Origin of the sequence: Methylocaldum marinum (assembly GCF_003584645.1) — a bacterium.
GTDB lineage: Bacteria > Pseudomonadota > Gammaproteobacteria > Methylococcales > Methylococcaceae > Methylocaldum > Methylocaldum marinum.
On the sequence record NZ_AP017928.1, the window covers coordinates 4,640,328 to 4,664,574 of the forward strand.

17 protein-coding genes and 1 pseudogene are annotated in these 24,247 nt (G+C 61.3%); 12 read left to right on the forward strand and 6 right to left on the reverse strand.

Annotated elements, in window-relative coordinates; genetic code table 11:
* Positions 1-2: 2 nt before the first annotated feature.
* The 5 genes from sS8_RS28305 to sS8_RS20735 are packed head-to-tail and all read left to right on the forward strand — an operon-like array spanning position 3 to position 7,236.
* Positions 3-206, forward strand: coding sequence for a hypothetical protein (locus sS8_RS28305; RefSeq protein WP_170160880.1), 204 nt, complete (start codon positions 3-5; stop codon positions 204-206).
* Between the two features lie 10 nt (positions 207-216).
* The gene (locus tag sS8_RS28310; RefSeq protein WP_170160881.1) at positions 217-762 is read left to right on the forward strand and encodes a hypothetical protein; all 546 of its coding nucleotides are present in this window, start codon (positions 217-219) and stop codon (positions 760-762) included.
* Between the two features lie 12 nt (positions 763-774).
* Positions 775-6,336 carry an eCIS core domain-containing protein gene (locus tag sS8_RS20725; protein WP_119631429.1) on the forward strand — a complete coding sequence of 1,854 codons (5,562 nt, stop codon included), beginning with the start codon at positions 775-777 and terminating at the stop codon, positions 6,334-6,336.
* Positions 6,333-6,851, forward strand: coding sequence for an ankyrin repeat domain-containing protein (locus sS8_RS20730; protein WP_119631430.1), 519 nt, complete (start codon positions 6,333-6,335; stop codon positions 6,849-6,851). The genes sS8_RS20725 and sS8_RS20730 overlap by 4 nt, the downstream gene beginning before the upstream one ends.
* Positions 6,844-7,236, forward strand: a complete 393-nt coding sequence (locus tag sS8_RS20735; RefSeq protein WP_119631431.1) for a hypothetical protein — start codon at positions 6,844-6,846, stop codon at positions 7,234-7,236. Before sS8_RS20730 ends, sS8_RS20735 begins: the two co-directional genes overlap by 8 nt.
* A 21-nt stretch (positions 7,237-7,257) precedes the next feature.
* On the opposite strand, the gene sS8_RS20740 is transcribed toward sS8_RS20735, so the two are convergent.
* Positions 7,258-7,779 (reverse strand): hypothetical protein, encoded by a 522-nt coding sequence (locus sS8_RS20740; RefSeq protein WP_197716591.1) that lies wholly within the window; start codon positions 7,777-7,779, stop codon positions 7,258-7,260.
* Positions 7,780-8,039: 260 nt separating this feature from the next.
* Between sS8_RS20740 and recD2 the strand changes: the two genes are divergently transcribed.
* Positions 8,040-10,238 (forward strand): SF1B family DNA helicase RecD2, encoded by a 2,199-nt coding sequence (gene recD2, locus sS8_RS20745; RefSeq protein ID WP_119631432.1) that lies wholly within the window; start codon positions 8,040-8,042, stop codon positions 10,236-10,238.
* A gap of 478 nt (positions 10,239-10,716) precedes the next feature.
* On the opposite strand, the gene sS8_RS30055 is transcribed toward recD2, so the two are convergent.
* From sS8_RS30055 to sS8_RS20765, 5 genes are read right to left on the reverse strand one after another with little or no spacing between them, the layout of a single operon-like run.
* Positions 10,717-11,163 carry an STY0301 family protein gene (locus sS8_RS30055; RefSeq protein WP_408631153.1) on the reverse strand — a complete coding sequence of 149 codons (447 nt, stop codon included), beginning with the start codon at positions 11,161-11,163 and terminating at the stop codon, positions 10,717-10,719.
* The gene (locus sS8_RS30060; protein WP_119631433.1) at positions 11,156-11,395 is read right to left on the reverse strand and encodes a BPSL0067 family protein; all 240 of its coding nucleotides are present in this window, start codon (positions 11,393-11,395) and stop codon (positions 11,156-11,158) included. The genes sS8_RS30055 and sS8_RS30060 overlap by 8 nt, the downstream gene beginning before the upstream one ends.
* Before the next feature lie 31 nt (positions 11,396-11,426).
* Positions 11,427-11,900 (reverse strand): transposase family protein, encoded by a 474-nt coding sequence (locus tag sS8_RS20755; protein WP_119631434.1) that lies wholly within the window; start codon positions 11,898-11,900, stop codon positions 11,427-11,429.
* Positions 11,824-12,192 (reverse strand): helix-turn-helix domain-containing protein, encoded by a 369-nt coding sequence (locus sS8_RS20760; protein ID WP_119631435.1) that lies wholly within the window; start codon positions 12,190-12,192, stop codon positions 11,824-11,826. Before sS8_RS20760 ends, sS8_RS20755 begins: the two co-directional genes overlap by 77 nt.
* Positions 12,193-12,245: 53 nt before the next feature.
* On the reverse strand, positions 12,246-12,458 hold the full coding sequence (locus sS8_RS20765; RefSeq protein WP_119631436.1) for a hypothetical protein: 213 nt from the start codon (positions 12,456-12,458) through the stop codon (positions 12,246-12,248).
* A 424-nt stretch (positions 12,459-12,882) separates the two neighbouring features.
* Between sS8_RS20765 and sS8_RS20770 the strand changes: the two genes are divergently transcribed.
* The 6 genes and pseudogenes from sS8_RS20770 to sS8_RS20795 all read left to right on the forward strand — a co-directional run bounded on the left by sS8_RS20770 (position 12,883) and on the right by sS8_RS20795 (position 24,240).
* Positions 12,883-13,272 (forward strand): helix-turn-helix domain-containing protein, encoded by a 390-nt coding sequence (locus sS8_RS20770; RefSeq protein ID WP_119631437.1) that lies wholly within the window; start codon positions 12,883-12,885, stop codon positions 13,270-13,272.
* Between the two features lie 79 nt (positions 13,273-13,351).
* Positions 13,352-13,768 (forward strand): annotated as a pseudogene (locus sS8_RS20775) (transposase family protein); the annotation flags it as partial.
* 97 nt (positions 13,769-13,865) lie between these two features.
* Positions 13,866-19,013, forward strand: a complete 5,148-nt coding sequence (locus sS8_RS20780; protein WP_119631438.1) for a RecQ family ATP-dependent DNA helicase — start codon at positions 13,866-13,868, stop codon at positions 19,011-19,013.
* Positions 19,014-19,284: 271 nt separating this feature from the next.
* The gene (locus sS8_RS20785) at positions 19,285-19,974 is read left to right on the forward strand and encodes a protein-methionine-sulfoxide reductase heme-binding subunit MsrQ (RefSeq protein ID WP_119631439.1); all 690 of its coding nucleotides are present in this window, start codon (positions 19,285-19,287) and stop codon (positions 19,972-19,974) included.
* A gap of 325 nt (positions 19,975-20,299) precedes the next feature.
* The gene (locus sS8_RS20790) at positions 20,300-23,413 is read left to right on the forward strand and encodes a response regulator (RefSeq protein WP_119631440.1); all 3,114 of its coding nucleotides are present in this window, start codon (positions 20,300-20,302) and stop codon (positions 23,411-23,413) included.
* A gap of 8 nt (positions 23,414-23,421) precedes the next feature.
* Entirely contained in the window at positions 23,422-24,240 is an 819-nt protein-coding gene (locus tag sS8_RS20795) for a CheR family methyltransferase (RefSeq protein ID WP_232020373.1), read from the forward strand.
* The last annotated feature ends 7 nt before the right edge of the window (positions 24,241-24,247 follow it).

Below are 24,247 nucleotides of genomic sequence, written 5' to 3' on the forward strand. Positions count from 1 at the left end.
CGATGGACGCACCGAAAATCAACCGGAACGGTATCGGGAACCGGGTCGAACAGGACCTCGAGGGGCACCTGAGGGCGCTGCGCAGCAAGCTGGAGCGGGCCGTCCGCCGCGGCGAGCCGGTGGATCGCCTGGAGGCCAGGATTCGAAGCGAAGAAGATCTGCTTCGCCGGATGCGTACCTACCGGCACGGGGTTTGCGAAACATGAGGAGACCAGCATGATCCGAGGAGCCGCCATTCCGGACAAGCGTATCATCAGCCGCACGGCGGACCGGCAGGCATCTCCCGCGGCCCGGGCGCCGGCCGCGGAGGCCCGGACCGCGAACGCCGGCTTGTCGGCCCGCCCGGCCGCGGCCGGGGATTTGCCCTGGCTGCAATCCTGGGCGGCGCATCTGGGGCTGCCGGCGCCGAGATCACGGCGGGTGCAATCCTTCATCCTGCTCATGGATTCCCAACGCGTGGGATACCTGGCGATACGCGAGGACACGATTGACCTCGGGCGCGGCCGCGAGCCCATCCTGTGGATCGTGTCCGCTTTTCTCATTCCGTCGTTGCGCGGACAGGGGCTGATCCTGAAGTTCGGCGAACTGCTCTCCGCGCAGTACTATCGGAAAGGCAAGGTCGGCTGTCGGGTGGCTGCCGACAACATGCCGATGATGAAGCTGATGGCGAGGGGCGGCTGGAAAAAGGTGCACGCGACCCAGCGCTTCACCGACTTCATGGTGGAGCTCGAAGGGCCGTTCCGAGCGTCGCGAAACAGGTGACGAGGTGTAAGCATGCCGGCACTGGCAGGTCCGAAAGCGAAAGCCGCCGCGAAGAACGCGGCGAACACCGGCCCGGGCAGCAAGGCACGGGGGAAGCGCGCGCGCCGGCCGGACAGCCCCGAATCCGTCGCGATCGGCGCCCTGCAGCCCAAGCTGCGCGTCAACGATCCCGACGATGCGTACGAACGCGAAGCCGACCGCATCGCCAACCGTGTGATGAGCATGCCGGAGCCGAACCCTCGGCCCGGCGAACGCAGCCGGCCGGATCGGGAGGAGGGCGAACGAAAATCCCCTCTCCAGCGTCAGGAGACGGACGAAGAGGAGCAGGCTCAAACCTTCGCACTGCAATGGCGGCAGGACGAGGAGCCCGAAGAAAACCGGGCGCAGACCTCCGCCCTGCAGCGCCGGGAAGCGCCGGATCAGGACCCGGAGGAGTCGGCGCAGACCGCTTCGCTGCAACGGGAACGGGGGGATGAAGAAGCGGAGGAGCCGGAAGCTTCCATGCAGCGGCAGGAGATGAAGGAAGAGGAGGAACAGGAACAGCCGACCGCCGCCATGCAGCGGCCGGAGACGGGGGAGGAAACGGAAGAGCAAGAAGCGCAGACGCTCTCGCGCCAGCGGCAGGAGGAAAAAGAAGAGGAGCCGGTGCAAACGTCCTCGCTTCAGCGGCAGGAGGAGGGCCGGGACGAAGACGAGCAGGCCCGGGCTTCCGCCCTTCAGCGGCGAACCGCCGAGGAGGAAGATGAGCCGGTCCAGCAGCGCGCCAGGCATCCGCGGCGACCGCGGATCACTCCCCGATTTGAAACCGATTTTCGCTTGCTTCGCCGCGGCCGCGGCCAGCCGCTGCCCGATCCCTTGCGCGCTTTCCTCGAACCGCGGTTCGGGCGCAGCTTCGGCGATGTCCGGGTGCACGCCGGCCCCGACGCCGCCGAGCTGGCCCGCAATGCCAATGCCCGTGCGTTCACCGTCGGCAAGCATATCGTTTTCGGCGCCGGCGAATACCGTCCGGGAGTCGAACAGGGGCAGCGGCTGATCGCCCATGAGCTGACCCATGTCTTGCAGCAGCGGGGCGGTTTGCACAGCGTGCAGCGGGAAGTATTGCACGAGGACGGCGCCGGCGCGGCGCCGAAGCGCAGCCCGGAGGCCGCACGCGAGGAACTCCGGGAATTGTTCGAGATCGGGGGATCGGTGGTTTCGCCGGCGGTACTCCGCATCGTCGACGAATTGCTCCGAATCGCGCTTCAGGGCGAGTCCGGGCGCGTCTTGACGGAACTGCTCGACGAAACCGAAGCGGCGTCGGTCACGCGGATCGTCGAGGCCGGCGGCTACACCCTGGAATTCCATCTGAACCCGCGGGGAGGCGCCGCTGCGGCACGCTGGAGCCTCACCCGCCGCGACACGGAACAGACTTTATTCGCGCATTCCCGCGAGCTGCCCATGGCCGGGGAGGAAGCTCCGGGGCCTGCGAATGAAGAACGGCTGATCGTTGCGACGGCATTACCGCCGGCGTTCGAAGCGGCGAATGCGGCGATCGTCGAGCCGGCGGCGGCGCCGGTCGAAGCGGCTCCGGCGCCCGACGAGGCCGTTGCCGCCCCGGCTTCAGCCGGGCCGCGCGCCCAACAGCCGCCGACCGCCATCGAGAGCGATGCCCTGGCGCTTGCCGACGCAGCTCCCGCAGTCGAGAGCGAACCGGCTTCCGCCGCGGGACTGGGCGAGCAAGCGGGCACCGACGATCCCGCGCTCGCAAGACCCGCGATCGACGAAGATCCGGACGCCGAGCAAGTCCCGCAAGAGCCGTCTGCCGAAGAAGTCGCCGAAGAGGTCAAGGTGCAGCGGAAAGCCGTTGCAGCCGGCGCTCCGCCGCAGCCCGGCGCAGCATTGTCCGCCGAGTTGGCCGCGGTCACGGGCGCCGGCGGCCGGGCCGTCCCGGATTCGCTGCGCCGATTCATGGAGCCCCGTTTCGGAGCCGATTTGACCGGTATTCGCCTGCACGATGACGCACGGGCCTTGCGGCTCGCCCGCTCGCTCGGCGCCAAGGCATTCACCCGCGGCGAACACATCGTTTTCGGCGCCGGCCAGTATCGACCGGAATCCGGCGCCGGCCGGCATCTGATCGCCCACGAGATTTCCCACGTATTGCAGCAGAGAGGCGAGGCGCGAGGCCGGGGGGGCGACCTGGTGCAGCGCCTGGCGGACGATTGTCCGCCGGCCGACCCGGTTCCGGAAGTGGAGGTCGCCCCTTCGCCGGCATCACCGGCCGAGGACCCCGCTTTTCAGAAGGCGGAAAACCGGGTCGAGAACCGGGCCGAGAACCAGTCGCAGCACGGTCCGGGTGAAGAGAAGTCCGAGGGAGCCAATGCCGCGGCCGAAGTGAAGGAGGGCGAAAAGCAGAGCCATGCGCAAAAGGATCAGGTCGGCAAGATGGACGCCGAGGCGGCCAATCCCCCGGCTTTCGACAAGACCGCCTTCATCGAAAAAGTGCTCGCCGAAGTCGAAAAGATCGCGCCGGCCACGCTCGACGACGTGTTCAAGTTCCGCCAGCGTAACAAAGCCGCCGAGGTAAAGAACGCCGTCACCGGCGAGGTGGACGCCGCCCAGGACAACAGCCAGGGACCGCTGGAAGACGCCGCGGCCGAGGAGCCCGCACCCGGTGAATCGCCGCGCACGCCCACGGCGCTCGAGGTCGAACCGCCGGGCGCCCAGCCGGGCAGCGTGCGCGCCGACCGGGCAATGCCGCCGCCGAAGACCGCCTCGGAATTCGATCTGCGGCCCGATACCGTACGCACCGAGAACATCCTCAAGGAAGCGTGTATCACCCGCGAGTTCATGGACAAGCACGACGACCCCGAACTCAAGGCGGCGGCCGCGGCCCAGGACTCGCTCTCCGAGGCATCGGAACAGCTGCCCGCCGAGTACCGAGACCGGGAAGCGTCGGTCCTGGAGTCCGCCCGCGGCGACGCTACTTCCGCCGGGCAGTCGGGCGTCGCCGCGATGTTCGGCGAGCGCTCCGGAAAGTTCGGCGACGTCGGAACCGGGCAGCAGCAGACCAAGACGGAGAACGAACTCAAGCGCGAAGTGGCGGCCCGGGAAATCGATGCCGTCTTTACGTCGACCCAGTCCAAGGTGAAAACGCGGCTGGAACAGCTCGACAAGGACGTGGCAAACACTTTCGGGCGCGAGGCCGACGCCGCCGTCAGCAAGTTCACCGCGTTCATCGACACCAATGCCGAGGCCCATAAAAAGGCCTGGTACGAAACGGCGCTGGAGTGGCTGAACGAGGCGCTGTTCGACGAACCGCCCCCGGAAGTTCAGGATTTCTACGCAGAGGGACGCGCGACTTTCGTCGCGGATCTCCGCGTCGCGATCGGCAACGTCGCCGACCTGGTGGATACCGGCCTGAAGGACGCGCGCAAGCTGGTCGAAACGGGCAAGACCGAGGTCCAGCAGAAGCTCGACGCGCTCGGCAGCGATCTCGAGGATTTCAAGCAGCAGAAATCCGAGGAGATGAACGACAAGTTCCGGAGCCTGGAATCCGAGATCAGGAAGAAGGAAGGCGAGATCGTTCAGAGCCTCGCCAAGCGCTACGTCCAGGCCTTAGAGGAAGCCAAGGCGGCCGAGGATGCGATCCGCGAGAAATACAAGAACTTCCTGGAGCATGCCGAGGATGCCTATCACACGCTCAAGGATGCGGTCGTCGGCTGGATCGAAAAACTCGCCGCCATCGTCGGGGATGCGGCCCATCGCATCATCAAGGACCCCGGACAGTTTCTGAGCAATCTCGGCCAGGGCATCATCCAGGGCCTGACGATGTTCATGAGCGAGATCGGCGAGAACATCAAGAGCGCCGTCGTCCAGTGGCTCACCGGCAACCTGGGCGGCGCCGGGATCGCCCTGCCGAGCAGCTTCGACGCCAAGGGCATCATCGGCTTCCTGCTCGAACTGGTCGGGCTGGGCGTGGCGAACATCAAGAACATCGCCCGCAAAGTGCTCGGCGCCCCGGTCGTCGCCCTGATCGAAAAGGGTGAAGCGGGTGCCGAGAAGATCAAGGAGATTTTCGGCATCCTGGCTTCCGAAGGACCGGCCGGCCTGTTCCGCTATTTGCAATCCGAATTCGAACAGATGAAGGAGCAGGTGCTCGGCGAAGCCGGCAAGGCGATCGCGGAAGGACTCGTGATCGCCGGCATCAAAAAGGTGCTGGGCATTATCTCCGGCCTGGTGAGCGGGGGCGTCGGCACGGTCGTCACGATCGTGGCGACCATCATCGACGTGGTTCTCTGGTTCCGCGACAACGCCGCCCAACTCGCCGAATTGGTCAGCACGATCGCGGGTACGGCCATGGCCATCCTGCAGGGTCAGGTCGGTGTGGTCGCCAATGCCATCAACAACTTGCTGAAGCGCCTGCTGCCGGTGGTATTGGGCTTCGTCGGGGCGTTGATCGGAATCGGCGGCGTGGTGGGCAAGATCCAGAAGATCTTCAAGGCGATCCGCAAGCCCGCCACCAAAGCGATTACCGCGCTGTTCCAGAAGCTGAAGAAGACGATCAAAAAGCTATTGGGTAAGGTCAAAAAGGGTAAGGGGAAAAAAGCGGATAAGGGAAAAGATCGAAGCCTCTCACCGAAGAAAGCAAAACGCTTGATTATCAGTGCTCTCAAGAGACCCGCCGCGGCAGACGATCCCACTAAAGCCATAGAGGAGACGAACAAATTAGCGCAGGCATTAAAAGCGAAGTACCAGCCGAAGCTTAAGAAGAACACGATCAAGATCACGATTCTCGACCAGACGCCCGAGGGGGTCGAGCGAGACGAGGATATCGACATAGACGTGGCGCTGAGTCCTGGCACGAAGGTCGCGCGCAAAGTTTCCGTATCGCTTGAGAAGAAGTTCAGCAAACAGATCACCGCCTGCCACTCGGCGGCCAGGGACGATGTGCGGGCATCGGTCGTGACCCTCGGGGAAACCAATCCAGGCATTAGGAAGTGGGAAAGGGCCAAGGGCGAAATCGCAAACATCCCGCCAGCCGGCGTCTTCATCCAGAAGCCGGTGCTGGCCAGCCACGCTTTCGGTCAGGCGATGGAGCCCTTAGTGGTCGGGGGAGTGCAGCGCGTCGATCCACACGCCACACCGGGACAAATCACGAGGGTAAAGGGTCAAATAGATGCCGGTGCCGGCGATTATGCGAAGCCGAATCAATTGATCAAAGCAGCCATTTTTAACGCTCGGGCGTCCGGATCACGTATTGCGTCCGCAGTCGAAGCCGCGTACCGGGAGGAAACCCGCGGCAGAGAACTCGAACGGCCCGCGTTGCGCGAGGCCACGAAAGCCGCCATCATAGCCGCGGCACCGACAACGCGAAATGGATTCATTGATCCCAATCCTCCGCGCCTGATCATTCCGAAGGCCGGCCCGTATCACTTCGGTCACAAGAAGGGGCATGAGCATCGTCGATTGGTGAAGCAGGCTCAGGCTAAAGGGATGACCCAGGGGCAATTCAACGACTGGGTCAACGCGCATCCGCAGTGGTTCCAGATCGAAGACCCAGCCAGGAATATCAGCCATGAGTTCGAGCAGAAATGAACCTTAAAAGCATTCTTAAGGCGATTTACCGCGAGGACACGGCCAAGCTGGCTGCGGGCTTATCCCCTGGCAATGTCAATTTACGCGACGACGACGGTCGTACTCCGCTCATGCATGCGGTGCTGGCTGAGCACCCAAGACCGGAAACCATGAAGCTTCTCGTCGCGCGGGGAGCCGACGTCAACGCAGCCGACCACAGCGGGTGGACCGCGCTGCATTTCGCGGGCCAGGACCAGAAGGCGGAGGCAGTGCGTACTCTCTTGGAGGCGGGGGCCGCAGCCGATCCGCGTGATGAAGACGGAACCACGCCACTGTGGCGAACACTCATGTCCGGTGCATCGGCGGAAGTCTTACGACTTCTCCTGGAAGCTGGTGCCGACCCTAGCGCTGAGGATAAGTGGGGATCGTCGTCACCGCTTAGTTTGGCGGAGGAAATGGGGGATGAGAGGACAATATCGCTGCTGCGCAAATTTAGCGGGAAATCTTTCGGCGAGGGCGGCCGGCAAGATGAGTAATCAGGACTGGACACAGGATTACCGGCGACTATGGGAGAAGCTTGTTCCGCAACGCGGCCAAGCCGATACGGTTCAGGGCGAGCTACTCAGATGCATCGGAAAGATTACGGATGAAGCCTATCGGAACGGGAACGAAAACTGGGACGAAAGCTTCGAATTGATGACGCGGTTTATAGGCCAAGCGCTGGACGACCCAATTGCCTTTGCCGATCACGAGCGCGTGAAGATTCGTGGAGCAGTGGAGCGTATCCTGATGAACCCGGGCTCACCCGACCTCTCCGGGCCAGGCAGCAGTTATTACTATCTGGCCGAGCAGGCTACAAAATGGTGCCACCACCACCCGGAGCCGGTGCCGCGCAAATTGAACCCCAAATTGCAAAAGTGAGTGCATGCATGCCGGATTTACCTACTCCGCCCGCACATGCGTGTTGGTCGTGATGAAGCTGCCCGTACCGGAGTACACCGGGTTCGGATCGAAAACCGTTCCCGTCGGTTGAACGACTTGCGCCGGAACGTTGACCTGGAACCGGGCGCGAAATTTCGTCCCTTTCAGAATCGCCGCCCGCCCCCCGGTTTTTCCCTTTTGCGCCTGCTGGTCCGCCCCCAGGCTTTCGATGGTCAGAGTTCCCACACCGGGGATGGGAAACGACGGCGTAACATAGGCAGCTCCCGCAACCACCACGGACGCCTCGTCGCCCACGGCGCAGACGATCGATCCGTTGATTTTTTCTTTCGACGTGCCGGTGATCACACCCGGCGGGGCGATCACCGTCGCGGGCGCGAAGGACGTATCAAAGAGGGCTTGATCGCCGGTGATGATGATGAAGTCCATACCGATAGCAGCCTGAACTTGGGTGATCCAATACTGCCACAAATGACCGCCGAGCGGCAGCCCGTCATCCGAAAAACCTCGAACGATGCGGTTCATGCCGCACGATCCGTGTGCGGCCCCTTCGTGCGGCGCTTCCGTGCACCCGTTCGCCGGGAGCGAACCGGAACGTGCGACGTCGTAGGATGCGGTGAGGTACCAACCGCATCGTTCGAGGTCTCTAACCACGATTTTTCAAAGTAAAAGAAACCGTAACCACAATACGCTCAAGCTCGGGGATAATACGAAAATCGCCATCGTCAAACGGTGGCGTCGCTTACTCGGCCGCGAGGAGCCGTATTCACATCATCCCGTCTGCCATGTCGTCGCCGTCCTCTTTCCCGGAAACCGAACATCTCAGCGGCACCATAGAGCGCGTGACCTTTCACAGCGATGCCACGGGCTTTTGCGTGCTGCGGGTCAAGGTTCGGGGCCAGCGCGATCTGGTGACGGTGGTGGGCAGCGCCGCTTCGGTCACCGCGGGCGAGCAGATCGAGTGTATCGGCGCCTGGGTCAACGACCGCGAGCACGGCTTGCAGTTCAAGGCGCGACAGCTTCGGGTGATTCCGCCGAGTTCCCTGGAAGGTATCGAAAAGTATCTGGGCTCGGGCATGGTGAAAGGCATCGGTCCCCATTTCGCCCGGAAGCTGGTCAGGGCTTTCGGGGAAGCGGTGTTCGACATCATCGAGCAGACGCCGGAGCGCCTCTCGGAGGTCGAAGGCATAGGCCCTAAGCGGCGGGCGCGGATCACCGCCGCCTGGGCCGAACAGAAGGTGATCCGGGACATCATGGTGTTTCTCCAGTCCCACGGCGTCGGCACCTCGCGAGCGGTCCGGATTTACAAGACCTACGGCGACGAAGCCATTCTCAAGGTGACCGAGAATCCCTATCGCCTGGCGCTGGATATTCACGGCATCGGCTTCAAGACGGCGGATGTCCTGGCGCAGCGGCTGGGGATTCCGGCCGATTCCCTCATACGGGCGCAAGCCGGCGTCCGCCACGTGTTGCAGCAGTGGTCGGAGCAGGGGCATTGCGCCGCCTATCGGGACCAGTTGGTCGAGATGGCCGTGCCTTTGCTGGAGATCCGCGAGGAAACCATCGTCGAGGCGATCGATGGCGAACTCGAAGAAGGCCAGTTGATCGGCGAAGCCGTCGGCGAACGCGAGGCCCTGTATCTCGCCGGCCTCCATCGCGCCGAGTCGGGCTGCGCGAAGCAACTCCGGCGGCTGCTCGAAGGGCCGCCGCCCTGGGGCGAGATCGACGCGGACAAGGCCATAACCTGGGTCGAAGGGAAGACCGGGCTGAATCTCTCGGATTCGCAGCGCGAGGCGGTTCGCCTGGTGACGACGAGCAAGGCGGCAATCATCACCGGCGGTCCCGGGGTCGGCAAGACGACCCTGGTCAACAGCCTGCTCAAGATTCTGAGGGCCAAGAAAGCGCGGGTGTTGTTGTGCGCGCCCACCGGACGCGCCGCCAAGCGGCTCACCGAATCCACCGGCCTGGAGGCGAAGACCGTGCACCGGCTGCTCGAATTCGATCCCAAGGCTTTCGCCTTCACCCGCACCGAGCAGCGACCCCTGGACGCCGATCTGGTGGTGATCGACGAGGCCTCGATGATGGACGTCGTGCTGATGTATCAGCTGCTCAAGGCCATTCCGACGGCCGCGGGACTCCTGATCGTGGGCGACGTCGATCAGTTGCCCTCGGTCGGTCCCGGCGCGGTGCTCGCCGATCTCATCGAATCCGGCGCGATTCCGACCGTCCGCCTGACCGAGATTTTCCGCCAGGCGCAAACCTCCAGGATCATCGTCAACGCCCATCGGATCAACCAGGGGCAGCGGCCGATCAAGACCCCGCCGGGCGAAGCCAGCGATTTTTATGTCATCGAGGCCGAAACCCCGGAGGCGCTGTTCGATACGCTGATCGAGGTGGTGACGGTAAGGATTCCGAGGAAATTTCAGCTCGACCCGATCGGAGACCTTCAGGTGCTGACGCCGATGAACCGGGGCGGACTCGGCGTTCGGGCGCTCAACGTGGCGTTGCAGCAGCGCCTGAACGGTGCGAGCGAACCCAGGCTGGCCCGCTTCGGGAACATCTTTGCGCCGGGCGACAAGGTGATGCAGCGGGTCAACAATTACGACAAGGAGGTGTTCAACGGCGATATCGGGAAGATCGTCGGGATCGATATCGAGGAAGGCCAGGTGATGGTCGACTACGATGGCCGCGACGTGACCTACGATTTCGGGGAACTCGACGAAGTGTCGCTGGCGTACGCGGCGAGCATACACAAGGCGCAGGGCTCCGAATATCCGGCCGTGGTGATTCCCCTGGCGCTGCAGCATTACACCCTGCTCGAGCGGAATCTGGTCTACACTGGAGTGACCCGCGGCAAGCGGCTGGTCGTCCTCATTGCGCAGCCGAAAGCGTTGGCGATGGCGGTTCGGCGACGGACCTCCTCGCGGCGGCTCACGAATTTGGCGGCCCGACTTCGAGACCAACAGACGTTTCAGTCCCTTTGAACGAACGCGTGGAGCGACCGCAGTGATAGATACCGTCCTGGAAATCAAGAGACAAACCGCGGGCCGAGCGGCGTAATGTCGCGAATCCCTTGCCGACGCAGACGCTCGGCCGGGACGTGACGTCGGGAAAGGATTCCCGACCTACAAGGTGGCGTAGTGTAGGCCGGCAATCCCTTGCCGACGCGGACGCTCGGTCGGGGCACGGCGTCGGGAAAGGATTCCCGACCTACAAGGTGGCGTAGTGTAGCGGACGCTCGGCCGGGACGTGACGTCGGGAAAGGATTCCCGACCTACAAGGCAGCTCGGCGTAGGTCGGCAATCCTTTGCCGACGCGGACGCTCGGTCGGGGCATGACGCCTGGAAAAGACTCCCGACCGCTAAAGCTCACTGGCGGCAATGGAGCGCAGCGGAATTGCCGTCCGGTGCAGCGCTTTGTTGGGCGATGTGCATTCGTATGTATCCGGAGGAGAGCACCTCCTCAGCGACAACGTACTTCTTGTTCAGACAAATCTTTCGGACGCTTCACCTCACAAGATTCCATTTCCGCAGGGATGCTTTTAGTCAGAGTTGCCGGAGTATTTCCGTACCTACAGACCAGCCAAATTGTCGGATTCACACGGTCGGAAAATTCATATCTCTCGATAACCACGCTCCCACCGTCGACCTCTACCTCACGCGTTAGCGCTGGCCGGAGAAATGCGCCATTTTCAGGCGGCCCGTCACTAAAGGTTACTGAAACCAAGTAGTGCGCAACTCTCGGACCTTCTTGAGCGCCTGACACATCCCATCCAGTTGGCGGAGCCGGAATGCTCCAAGATACCGAAACCTCAGGAGGACAACGATAGACATCCTCCGCGTGTGTGCTACAAGCGTGAGTGAGAATCATAATGACAAAACAAAAATACGCGAGCGTTTCACTATTCATGGATAATCACCGAGAGAGCATCTCCGTTGTTGCTTGGATCTTTGTACGTGCCGTCACTGTTTTTCCCTTTAAAGAGCATTTTACGTTTTGAGATCGAAGGCTTTGTACTCCACTGGTCCATTACCCATACCCCAGAACCGTCTTGGGAGATATATAGTGCAGCGTGGTTTCCATGAGATTCATTGGGGTATTTACCATCAACGAAGGTTGCGACTGCAGTACCCTTCTCAATAGAGTTGTTTCAGATGCTAAACAATTGTAAATCAACAGATTTTGTAGTTCCAAAGCCCGGCGGAAAGTGAGAAAAAATAATCCACGAAGTGACCCAGATGATTTCTAATCCGATGCATCAAGCAGTGGAAGAACTTCATGCCACCGATGGCATGCTCAACGATGACCCGCGTGGCGGCTTGTTTTCTGTTCTGTTTCTTCTGCTCAGGCGTCAATGTCGGATTAGGGTTTTTCTTGGATTTTCTAGGTTTCTTGTGGGGTAGATATATTTGGGTGCTTTGATAATCTTTGTCAGCCCCCAGAAATCCTAAGTCAAGCCATAAATTGACCTTCTCGAACCACGCTGAACCCGGTGTGAAGACGTCTTTCATGAGTGTGTAGTCATGTACGCTGCCTGCCACAATGCAGCACAAAAACAATATCCTTCGATTAAAGTCGGAGATTACGAGGGATTTGAGCGTATGTCTTTTTTTTTCCGCTGTAACGCTTTTCCTGTTCAGTTTCATCTTGGGGTCGAACGCAAGCGACCTCCACGCTATCGATCGCTATGTTCTTATATTGATCAATGAGTTGAGAGAATTCTTCTGGGGTTGTTAGCGTGCGCTCCGGCATGACGTTGAGGCTTGTCAGCGCTCGTCCCAAAACCGGCAGCAACCGGTCGATGTGGGCATGGGCATGTCCGCCACTGAAACCGAAATGAAAGCCCAGAACGTCAAAAGTGGGATAGGTTTTCAGATAGTACAAAACGAAAAACAGCTTTTTCTCGTAAGAATCAAGATACAGCGTTTTTATGGCCATGAAAATACAGGTAAAATTCTATAAGTTGGTGATTTTTAATAATAAATTTGTTTTTAGTGTATTTTTTTGAAGTTGAAAACGCTGTAACCTTTAGGGCCGCCCTGTTTGACGTGTTTTATCTCGCCCTTTTCGACACGCTCTCGATCGATGGCGAGAGCGGCCGACTCGAATACTTTGACGAGGGCTGTGAACTTCGCCTTGGGCATTCCAATCAACGATGCCACGATGCGGTCATCGGTTATTTGGCTAAATTTGTCGTAGATCACGGAAGGTTTTTATATTCGGATTTGTTTGAGAAACAAGTGGGCCATCAATACCATGCATTAGCATCAGGTACAACTCTAATTTTGTCGCCGTTTCCACGTACCTTGATGCCTTCTCGCCAAGTGCCGGCCTTACCGGCCTTTGTGTGCCACTGCACTAAGCCAGCACATTCCCCGCCGAATACCTTCGGCTTTCCCTCTAAACTCTCTACTTTAGTATATACGAATGGGCCATTAGCCATTTGAGTTTCTCCTTTGATCCAACGTGACAACAAACGTCACTACTATGTGCGTTCGAGAATGTAAGACATAAAGTGTAGTCCCGTTCCCCCGAAGTCGCCCAACTACTTATTAGACATTATCGGAAACTAGCATGACAGTCTGTCATTGAATAACGAAGAGTTCTAAGAGAACTAAGGGCAAGAGTATGCTTTCCTACGAAGACGTGAAGCAAAAGCCGAAGACATTGATGGCCATGACCAGTCTGAAGGCCTCCGAGTTTGAGGAACTCTTGGTTTCTTTTGCGGCGACATGGGACGAAGAAACCGGCAGGAACCTGACTAAAGGAGGGCGTCCGCCGATTATCGCGAGCATGGCCGACCGGCTGCTGTTCATCCTGTTCTATCTGAAGACCTACCCTCTGCAAGAGGTCATCGCGCATCTGTTCGGCATGAGCCAACCCCAGGCCAACTTCACGATCCACCGGTTGAGCAGGGTGCTCAACAAGACACTTGACGCCCGCGGGCACAAGCCCCCCGGCTCACCGAGGAGATGCTGTCCAGGCTGGAGCAGGAGACGCGGCAGGACTTGGGCATAGACGGGACGGAAAGGCGCATCAACCGCCCCGTCAACGACCTGGGGCAACGCATCCACTACAGCGGTAAAAAAAATGCCACACCGTGAAGAACAACCTTGTCGGCGGCCTGGAGGACCGGCAGGTCAAGTACTTGGGCTCGACCCATGAGGGCAAGAAGCACGACAAGAAGATCTGCGACGAAGAAGGGACCCGGTTCCCCGACGGCGTCGAGCTGTATCGCGACAGCGGCTTCCAGGGACACGAACTGGCGAATGTCACAGTCCACCAGCCGAAGAAGAGGCCGCGCAACGGCCGGCTTTCGGCCGACGACCAGGAGGCCAACCGGCTCCACTCAAGCATCCGCGTGATCATCGAACACATCATCTCGGGAATCAAGCGGTGCCGCGTCGTCAAAGACGTGTTCAGGAACACCAAGGAAGGCTACGACGATGTCGTCATTGAATTGGCCTGCGGCCTGCACAATTACAGGAGCTACTGCCGAAACCAGAGTTATTGATAGCCGGCCTTTTCCTCTGTTCCGGTTATGAAAGGTGGTTTCCGATAATGTCTATTATACTGGCGTTAGAAGGCGAATTCAGGCGTGGAACGAACGCATGGCGCAACAGTCCCCAAAAACCTCCTTCCGCCCCAAAGCCCTGTGCCTCGACATCGAAACCACGGTCGGCGCCGAGGTCAAGCTTACCAAGATTGGCGCGTGGCGTGCCGATACCGGCCAACAGGCCCATTTTCAAGGCTCGTATGCGATCGTCGAGCTGCGGGCGGAGTTGGACCGGCTGAGCGCCGGCGCGGCCTTCCTGCTGGGCCACAATATCACCGGGCACGATCTGCCGGTTCTGAAGTCGCTCTTCCCCGATCTCGCGCTGTTGGGGCTTCCCGTCGTGGATACGCTCTGGCTCTCGCCGCTCGCTTTCCCGCAGAACCCGTATCACAGCCTGGTCAAGGACTACAAGCTCGTCAAGGATTCCAGGAACGATCCGCTCAAGGACGCCCAGTTGAGCTTTCGGCTGTTCGGCGACCAAATGGACGCGTTCGAGCAGCTCCAGGTCCAGAGCCCCGAGGAACTCGCCTGTTACCACTATCTGCTGGCGAAGGTTCCGGGTGCCGACTACGACCGCCTGTTTTCCGTCGTGAGAGAGGCGCCGAAACCGCGGCTCGAAGAGGTACGCCGTTTTCTTCCGAACCTCGCCGGCCCCAAGGTCTGTGCCACGCGCCTCCGGCGGCTGCTCACCGAGGATCTCGATCAGGCCGACAGCCACTTGCCTTTGGCCTATGTCCTCGCCTGGCTGCGCGTATCGGGCGGCAATTCCGTTCTGCCGCCTTGGGTCCTGTATCAGGTTCCCGGAACCCGCGAACTCATCCGGGAGCTTAGGGACACGGCCTGCGGCCGAAGCGACTGCGCGTATTGCAGCCGGTATCACGATGCCCGAGCCGAACTCGAACGCTTCTTCAACTTCCCGGCCTTCCGAGCCGAACCCCGAAATGCCGCCGGCGGATCGCTGCAGGAAGACATCGTGAAGGCCGGCATGGCGCGGGAACACCTGCTCGCGATTCTGCCGACCGGCGGCGGCAAATCCCTTTGTTACCAACTGCCCGCGCTGTCGAGATACTGGCGAGACGGCAGCCTTACCATCATCGTCTCGCCGCTCCAGTCCCTGATGAAGGATCAGGTCGACAACCTGATCAGGCAGGGCATCTTTTGTGGCGCCGCCCTGAACGGCTTGCTGTCCATGCCCGAGCGCAAGGACGTCCTGGAAAAGGTTCGGCTCGGGGACATCGGCCTACTCCTGGTGTCGCCCGAACAGTTCCGTAATCGCGGCTTCACGGAAGTGATCAAACACCGGCAGATCGGTGCCTGGGTATTCGACGAGGCCCATTGCCTCTCGAAATGGGGGCACGATTTTCGGACGGATTATCTCTACGTCTCGCGCTTCATCCGCGAGCATTACGGGGACCCGCTCGCGCCCATCAACTGCTTCACGGCCACCGCAAAACTGGACGTCATGCAGGATCTCGAATCGCATTATCGCGAGGGCCTCGGCATTACGCTGCGGCACTTCGAAGGCGGGCACGAGCGCACGAACCTTCATTTCGAAGTCCTGCCGGTCAAGAAGGCCGAGAAATTTCCGTTGATCCACACCCTGCTTGAAAAAGAACTCAAAGAGGAGCAGGGCGGGGCCGTGGTGTTCACCGCGAGGCGCGCCAGCGCGGAAGAAATCGCCGGCTTTCTGAAGGACATGGGCTGGGTGTGTGCGCATTTTCACGCAGGGCTCGACCCCGGTCTCAAGAAGGACGTCCAGAAAGCCTTCATCGACGGCGAACTGCGCGTGATCGTCGCCACCAACGCCTTCGGCATGGGCGTCGACAAGCCGGATGTTCGGGTCGTGATCCATGCGGAAATACCGGGCTCCCTGGAAAACTACCTGCAGGAAGCGGGGCGCGCGGGACGGGACCGGGACGACGCCCGCTGCGTTCTCCTCTACGACGAAGAGGATGTCGAGACCCAGTTTTCCCTGGCCGCCCGCTCGCGCCTGACGCGGCAGGACATTGCCGAAATCCTCAAGGTCTTGCGCCGGCGCTCGAAGCGGATCAAATCGGAAAAGGTGGTGGTGACGCCGGGCGAGATCCTGACCGAGGACGCCGTGGAGACCGCGATCGAGGTGGAGAGCCCGGACGCCGACACCAAGGTGAAGACCGCCATCGCCTGGCTGGAGCGCCGCCGGTTTCTGGAGCGGGACGAAAACCATACGCGCGTCTTCCCGGCAAGTCTGAAAGTCGCCTCCCTCGACGAGGTCGAAAAACGGCTGCGTAAGGCCAATCTCTCAGAAGAGGTTCGGAAGAAATACCTGAATCTGGTTGCAATCATTCTGAACGCCGACGCGGACGAAGGCATCAGCACCGATACGCTGATGGTCGAGAGCGGGCTTTCCAGCGACGAGTGCATACGGATCCTGCATCAATTGGAAGAGTTGCAGGTCCTATCGAACGATATCGGCATGACGGTGCTGCTGCGGAAAGGCGTGAAGGATTCGTCCCAGGATCGATTGCAGCGTGTGACTCGACTGGAGGCCGGACTCCTGGATCTGCTGCCGGAGCTGGCGCCGGATGCGGACCAGGAAGACTGGCAGGACATGCACCTGCGCCAGCTGTGCCAGGAGTTGAGACAGCGCACCGAGTGCGAGCTGCTGCCGGACGAGCTTCTGACCTTGCTGCGGACCATGAGCCGAGCTTTCGGCGAGTCGCAGGCGATGCGCGCCATGTTCGAGGTGCGCGTGGTGAAACGGGATTATCTCCGCGTCCGGCTCCGGCGGTCCTGGGCGCAGATTCGGGAGATCGCCGCGAAGCGCCGGGATATCGCCCAGAGCCTGCTGCTACATTTTCTCGGGCGTCTCCCGTCGGACCTCAAAGGCGTCGATCTCCGGGTCGAATGCCGTATGGGCGAACTCACCCGGGTGCTCAAGGAGGACCTGGTTTTAGCCGGACGCTTGAAAAATGTCACCGCCGCGCTGGAGCAGGGGCTGCTTTATCTCCACGACAATCACGTATTGATCCTCGATCGCGGCAGGACGGTGTTCCGCTCCGCGATGACCCTACGCCTGCTTCCGGAAGATGCGAAGCGCCGCTTCGTGCAAAGCGATTACGAGCCGCTTTGGGAGCATTACCGGGAAAAGAACTTCCAGGTTCACGTGATCCAGGAGTACGCCCGCAAGGGACTGGACAAACTCGGCGATGCGCTCGCCTACGTGGCCGCCTATTTCAGCTGGCCCAAGACGCGCTTCATCCGGGAATATTTCGCGAACCGGCGGGAGATCCTGGACCTCGCGACCACGGAAGAGTCCTATCGCCGCATCGTCTCCGAACTTCGTCATCCCGTTCAGGAACGTCTGGTATCGGAGAAGACCGATGTCAACCGCCTGATCCTGGCCGGCCCCGGTTCCGGCAAGACCCGGGTAATCGTCCACCGGGTCGCCTATTTGCTGCGCGTGTCGAGAGTCCCGCCGGACAGCGTCATCGTCCTGACCTTCAACCGGGCCGCCGCCTACGAGGTCCGCCGCCGGCTTTACGCTCTGGTTGGCAATGATGCCTACGGCGTCACCGTGCTGACCTACCACGCGCTCGCGCTGCGTTTGACCGGCACCAGCCTGGCCGCCGCGGCCGAGGCGGGACAGGAGATCGTGTTCGACGAGATTTTGCAGAGGGCCATCGATCTCCTGGAAGGAAACGCGGAGATCGGCGACGACCCGGACGAATTGCGGGAGCGCCTGCTACATGGCTATCGGTTCGTCTTGGTCGACGAGTACCAGGACAGCGATGCGCTCCAATACCGGCTGATCGGTGCCCTGACCGGCCGGACCCTCAAGGACCGGGACGCGAAGCTGACCATCCTGGCGGTCGGCGACGACGATCAGAACATCTACGCCTTCCGCCAAGCGAATGTCGAGTTCATCCGCCGCTTCGCCGCCGATTACGAGGCCGAGACCGAATATCTCATCGAAAACTACCGCTCGACCGCGCACATCATCTCGGCCGCGAACACCGTCATCCAGGGGAGTCCCGAGCGCCTGAAAGCCGATTACCCCATCCGGATCGACCACGCGCGCCGCGACCAGCCGGGCGGCGGACGTTGGGAACGGCTGGACCCGGTGGCGAAAGGCCGGCTTCATATTCTCGTGGTTCCGCCGGATCGGAATCGGGAAACCCAGGTCGCGATGCGCGAATTGGAACGCTTGAAGGCGCTGGCTCCCAACGCCGATTGGTCCGATTTCGCGGTCCTCGGCCGTACCCATGCCGCCCTGGAACCGGTCCGGGCCTATTGCGAGTGGGCCGGGATTCCGTACCGGCTGGCCGAAACGCGCCAAGCCGGCGGCCAGCCGGAGCTGCACCAGACCCGCGAAGGGAGAAGCCTCATCCAGCTCTTGCGCGCGCACAAACGCAAACTTCTGCGGAACGGCGCCTTACGCGAATGGCTTCGAAAACGCTTCGACCGGTCGGCGGACAACCCGTGGCTGGAACTGCTGGAACATTGCATTCTGGAACTCGAGGATGCCTGGCGAGGTGTGCCCATCCCGGTCGGCCAGGTTCTCGACTGGATCTACGAATACGGCAGCGAATCCCGCCACCGGGCGGCGGGACGAATCACGCTTACCACCGTCCACGCTGCGAAAGGGCGGGAGTTTAAGCATGTTCTAATCCTCGACGGGGACGATTGGCGAAACGGTGAGCCGGGCGAGGAACGTCGTCTCTACTACGTGGCCATGACCCGCGCCCGGGAAACCCTGACGCTGTGCGAGGCGGCCGCGCGGCCGAATCCCTTCTCCCGCGCACTGGAGGACGACGAATTTATCGTGAGAACGCCGCCGGCGGAACTCCCGGAACCTCAGGCCGCGTTGAACAAAATCCACGTCCAATTGGGCTTGGCGCATGTGGATCTCGGATTCGCCGGCCGCAAGCCCGTCGCCGACCCGGTGCATCGGGCCATAGCCATGCTCAAGGTCGGGGATCCGCTCCACCTGGCCCGGCTCGATGACCGTTGGGTTTTCAAGAACCGGCGGGGGCTGATCGTCGGACGCCTGTCGCAAAAGTTCGAAATGCCCGCCGGCGAGATCGAAGACGTGCGCATCAGCGCCATCGTGCATCGCAGCAAGCGGCAATGCCGGGGAACCGAATGGGAAAGTTATTGTCAGGTCGAAACTTGGGAGGTCGTGCTTTGCCGGATTTCGATCTGGCCAGGAGGCTCGGTGTGATCCAAGAGCGTTTTCATTTCTCTCGTACGGCAAAACAGGCTTGGCGGGAGGCGTAGGTGCCTTCGGGACAGGGTACATCGACTCCAGTGTTCGTAGGTCGGCAATCCTTTGCCGACGAATCCGCTTGGTCGGAGCATGGCGTCGGGAAAGGATTCCCGACCTTATCAGATCGCATCTGGGGTCAGGTAGGTCGGCAATCCTTTGCCGACGAAGGTGTCGGGAAGGGATTCCCGACCTACCCGGGTTTCCCGGGTTTTCTTAGTTAAACGTCATGAATATTCGAAATCCCCATCCCAAGACGATAATCGCCCTAAAACGAGGGCTCTTCCTGATCTTATTGATCCCCCTGTTCAAGCTGATCGCCGATGGCGTATTCGATCGATTGGGGGCGAATCCGATCGAGAAAATCACGCACATCACCGGTTATTGGACGCTTACTTTGCTGTTGGCGACCCTGGCCGTAACGCCGCTCCGGCGGCTTTCCGGATGGCCCTGGCCGGGGCGATTCCGGCGGATGCTGGGGCTGTTCGCCTTCTTCTACGGATGCCTTCATTTTCTTACCTACCTGGTCCTGGATCAATTCTTCGATTGGTCCGGCATCGTCAAGGATATCGGCAAGCGGCCTTATATCACCGTGGGGTTCACCGCCTTTCTGCTGTTGATTCCGCTGGCGCTCACCTCGACCGATGCCATGATTCGCCGGCTCGGCGGGAAGCGCTGGCGCGTGCTGCACCGGCTGGTTTACCTGATCGCCGTTCTCGGGGTGGCGCATTTCTGGTGGCTGGTCAAGAAAGACATTTCCGGACCGGCCGCGGATGCCGCGATTCTGGCGGTGCTGCTGGGCTTTCGGGCGATCGGCGGGGTCCGGAAGTCATCGAAGGTTTATGAACCCGATGCGGGTCGACAATCGTCGCATCGGTCGGTTTCGATAGGAAACACCGACACCGAAGCTTCGCCGTAGAAGCCCGCATACAGCGGAATACGGCGGCTTCATTGCGCGAACCGTTCCACATTCCGCGGCTACTTTTTTGCTCGTTCATCTCCGCTCCGGATTTTTCTTCGCTTGACAGCGTCTTAGCTGAAACGCACCCTTTCGGTGGGAAGGCGTAGCGTCTATCGAAACTCCCTCTTCTTCGGAAAACTTCTGTGTTCTCAACCATTTCAATACCCGTCATCCACGGGAATCGGCGCTTTGTCTCACGGAAACCGGGAGGCAAAGCGCTTGCGCGGGCTCGATCGCCCGGAAGGCTCCGGCGCGGAACCGGCATCGGGTTGCGGGGCGCGCGATGATACGCTTCGAGAAGCAGCGCACCCCGCTGGTCGATACGGCCATTGTCGTCAGCCTGGCGATCGCCTTCGTGGGCGACATTCTGACGCCTCAAGGCATTGCGGTATGGACGCTCTATTTCATCCCGGCGGCCCTCTCGCTTTATGTCTGGCGTCCGCGGATACCGATCCTGGTCGCGCTCGTAGCGACGTTTCTGATGTTGTTCAGCCGGCTCGTGTCGGAGTCCTCCGGCACGCCTTTGCCGACCATTTCGGGCATTAACAAGATCCTGGGCGTGCTGTCGATCTGGGTGGTTGCGATGGTCGCCCGGCACAGCGTCCAGGTGAAGCTGCAACTCAAGGAAGACGACTGGATCCGCTCCGGGCAGCGGGATCTGGGCTTGCGCATGCAGGGCGAACAGGCGTTCGAAGCACTTTGCGACAAGATCCTGAACTTTTTCTGCGAATATCTCGAAGTGCCCGTGGGCGTGCTGTATGCGGCGGAGCGCAGCGACGGCGAGCTGCGCCGCATGGCCACCTACGCCGTGGGAACGGACCTGGCCTGTCCGCAAACCGTCGCGCCGGGCGAAGGGCTGGTCGGCCAGGCGGTCAAGGACCGGAAGGTCCTGCGTTTCGACGATCTGCCCGAGGGCTATTTCCGGGTTTCGTCGGCGCTGGGACAGGCTGCCCCCAGGCACCTGGTGGTGATGCCGGCGATCATCGACGGCAAGGTGAAGGCGGTGATCGAGCTCGGCTTCGTCCGTCCGGTGGGCATCTCCGACATGGATCTCCTCGCTGCGATGGCGGAGCCGGTGGCCAGCGCGATTCGCTCGTCGCTGTACCGCACCCGGCTCGAGGACCTGCTCCGGAAAACCCAGCGGCAGGCCGACGAACTCAGGCGGCAGCAGGAAGAGCTGAAAGTGGCCAACGAGGAGCTGGAGAGCCAGAGCAAGGCGCTGTCCGAGTCGGAAGCGCGTCTCGAGGCGCAGAACGAGGAACTGACGGAGATCAACACTCGCCTCGAGGAACGGCGAGACCAACTGTCGCAGGCCCAGACCGAGTTGATCAAGCGTTCGGAGGATCTCGCCCGGGCCAACCAGTACAAGTCGGAATTCCTGGCGAACATGAGCCACGAGCTGCGCACCCCGCTCAACAGCACGCTCATCCTGGCCAAGCTCCTGGCCGACAACCGGGAAGGCAATCTGAGCCCGGAACAGGTCAAATACGCCTCGATCATCTATTCCTCGGGCAACGACCTGCTCGAGCTGATCAACGATATTCTCGATCTCTCCCGGATCGAGGCGGGCCGCCTGGAAATGCGACCCGAGCCGGTCGAACTCGGACCCTTGGTGCAAATGCTCGAGCGCAGCTTTCAGCCGGTCGCGTCGCAAAGTAAGCTGGGATTCGAAACGCGCATCGAGCCGGGCACGCCGGGGACCATCACCAGCGATCCGCTACGGTTGCAGCAAATCCTCAGAAACCTGCTCTCCAATGCCTTCAAGTTCACCGAAGCCGGCGAGGTCAGCCTGCGCGTGGCGCCGGCCGGACCCGGCCGAATCGGTTTCGCCGTCCATGACACCGGCATCGGCATTGACCCCGAGCACAAGGCCGCCATATTCGAGGCCTTCCGCCAGGCCGACGGCACCATACAGCGGCGGCACGGGGGAACCGGCCTGGGCTTGACCATTTCCCGGGAGCTCGCCCAGCGGCTGGGCGGCTCGATTTCGGTGGAAAGTACTCCCGGCGAGGGCAGCACCTTTACCCTTATTGTCCCGATCGAATTCGCGCAGGAATCCGCCGAGGAGCCTCCGCGCGGACGGGAGGTGGTTTCTCTGTCCAAGGCGCGTCCTGCGGACGAAAGGGCTGTGCCGAGTCCGCAGCAACCGGTCGCGGCGGCACCTGCAGGACAGCCGGTGCAGGACGATCGCGAGCACCTGGAGCCGGGCGAACGGAGCATTCTCGTCATCGAAGACGACCCGGCGTTTGCCGGCATTCTGCGCGATCTCGCGCACGAAATGCGTTTCCGGTGCCTGATTGCGGCGAGCGCGAGCGAGGGGCTGGCGCTGGCCGAGCAATTCCTGCCCAGTGCGGTCATCCTCGACATTCACCTTCCTGACCATTCCGGGCTCAGCGTGCTCGAAAATCTCAAGGGCCGCGCCGCGACCCGGCATATTCCGGTGCATGTCGTGTCGATTTCGGACTACACCCAGCAGGCCATGGAAATGGGCGCGGTCGGGTACGTGCTCAAGCCGGTCATGCGCGAGCAGCTGGTGAGCGCTTTTCGGAAGCTGGAGCAAAAGCTGGAACAGAACGTCCGCCGCGTCCTGGTGGTCGAAGATGTTGCGGTCCAGCGTGAAAGTATCGAGCGGCTGCTCCGTACCGAGGGCGTCGAGGTGGTTTCGGTCGGCGCCGGCAGCGAGGCGCTCAGCCAGCTCAAGGACTCCACTTTCGACTGCGTGGTCCTGGATCTCAGCCTGCCGGACATTTCGGGCTACGATCTGCTCGACAAAATGGCATCCGGCGAGGCTTTCTCGTTCCCGCCGGTCATCGTTTACACCGGACGCTCGCTGACCCGGGAGGAGGAGAATCGCCTGCGCCGCTATGCCAGCACCATCATCGTCAAGGGCGCGCGTTCGCCGGAGCGCTTGCTCGACGAGGTGACGCTGTTTCTGCATCAGGTCGAAGCCCGGCTTCCCCGCGAGCACCAGGAGATTCTGCGCGAGCTGCGGAACCGCGAGGAAGCGCTGGAAGGCCGCACGATCCTGCTGGTCGAGGACGACGCGCGGAATATCTTCGCGCTGACCAGCGTGCTCGAGCCCAAGGGGGTGAAAGTGCGCATCGCCCGCAACGGCAAGGAAGCGCTGGCGGTTCTCGAAAGGGCCATGCGGGAGCCCGGTGCCGCGGTGGAGCTGGTGCTCATGGACGTGATGATGCCGGAGATGGACGGATTGACCGCGACCCGGGAAATCCGCAAGCGCCCGGAATGGAAGAACCTTCCGATCATCGCGCTCACCGCCAAGGCGATGCCCGACGACCGCATGAAATGCCTGAACGCGGGCGCCAGCGATTACATCGCCAAGCCTATCGACATCGATAAGCTGGTTTCGCTGATCAAGGTCTGGATACCGAAATAGAGGCCGCTTTGCACGACGACACTTCTGAAACCGAGATCAAGCTGCTCCTCGAGGCGATCTATCTCCGGTTTCACTATGACTTCCGCCATTACGCGCCGGCTTCCATGGCGCGCCGGCTTTCCCTGGCCATGCGCCGCTTCGGCTGCCGTTCGCTGTCGGGATTGCAGGAGCGCGTCCTGCACGATGCCGGCGTATTCCCGGAGCTTTTGTCGCTTCTCACCATCATGGTGAGCGACATGTTTCGGGACCCCGGTTTCTATCGGGCCTTGCGCGAAAAAGTGGTGCCGTTTCTGCAAACCTACCCGTCCCTGAAGATTTGGGTCGCGGGATGCAGCACCGGGGAGGAAGTTCATTCGCTTGCCATCCTGTTGCAGGAAGAGGGGCTGCTCGACCGCAGCCTGATCTATGCGACGGACATCAATCCGGAGGCCCTGCGCAAGGCCAGGGCGGGGATCTACGAGCTCGATCGGATGGCGGGTTTCAGCGAAGCCTATCGAGCCGCGGGCGGACGCGCATCGCTCGCCGACTATTACACCGCGGCCTACGGTTCGGCGGTGTTCGACAAGGCCCTGCGCAAGAATATCGTGTTTTCCGACCACAGCCTCGCGACCGACATGGTGTTCGCCGAAGTGCAGCTCATAACCTGCCGCAATGTCCTCATCTATTTCGACCGCGCCTTGCAGAATCGAGCCATCGGCCTGTTTCGGGATGCGCTGTGCCGGAAAGGGTTCCTGGGTCTGGGGGCGAAGGAAACGCTGCGCTTTTCGGATCACGCCGCGGCGTTCAGCGAGTTCGCCCGGGCGGAACGGATTTACCAGAAGGAGTGAGCCTTGA

Coding starts and splice junctions, on each gene's coding strand:
- sS8_RS20730 (WP_119631430.1), top strand. CDS start 6,333: ATGAACCTTAAAAGCATTCTTAAGGCGATTTACCGCGAGGACACGGCC.
- sS8_RS20735 (WP_119631431.1), top strand. CDS start 6,844: ATGAGTAATCAGGACTGGACACAGGATTACCGGCGACTATGGGAGAAG.
- sS8_RS20780 (WP_119631438.1), top strand. CDS start 13,866: ATGGCGCAACAGTCCCCAAAAACCTCCTTCCGCCCCAAAGCCCTGTGC.
- sS8_RS20740 (WP_197716591.1), bottom strand. CDS start 7,779: ATGAACCGCATCGTTCGAGGTTTTTCGGATGACGGGCTGCCGCTCGGC.
- sS8_RS28305 (WP_170160880.1), top strand. CDS start 3: ATGGACGCACCGAAAATCAACCGGAACGGTATCGGGAACCGGGTCGAA.
- sS8_RS28310 (WP_170160881.1), top strand. CDS start 217: ATGATCCGAGGAGCCGCCATTCCGGACAAGCGTATCATCAGCCGCACG.
- sS8_RS20785 (WP_119631439.1), top strand. CDS start 19,285: ATGAATATTCGAAATCCCCATCCCAAGACGATAATCGCCCTAAAACGA.
- sS8_RS20755 (WP_119631434.1), bottom strand. CDS start 11,900: ATGAAACTGAACAGGAAAAGCGTTACAGCGGAAAAAAAAAGACATACG.
- recD2 (WP_119631432.1), top strand. CDS start 8,040: ATGTCGTCGCCGTCCTCTTTCCCGGAAACCGAACATCTCAGCGGCACC.
- sS8_RS20760 (WP_119631435.1), bottom strand. CDS start 12,192: ATGGCCATAAAAACGCTGTATCTTGATTCTTACGAGAAAAAGCTGTTT.
- sS8_RS20770 (WP_119631437.1), top strand. CDS start 12,883: ATGCTTTCCTACGAAGACGTGAAGCAAAAGCCGAAGACATTGATGGCC.
- sS8_RS20725 (WP_119631429.1), top strand. CDS start 775: ATGCCGGCACTGGCAGGTCCGAAAGCGAAAGCCGCCGCGAAGAACGCG.
- sS8_RS20790 (WP_119631440.1), top strand. CDS start 20,300: ATGATACGCTTCGAGAAGCAGCGCACCCCGCTGGTCGATACGGCCATT.
- sS8_RS30055 (WP_408631153.1), bottom strand. CDS start 11,163: ATGAATAGTGAAACGCTCGCGTATTTTTGTTTTGTCATTATGATTCTC.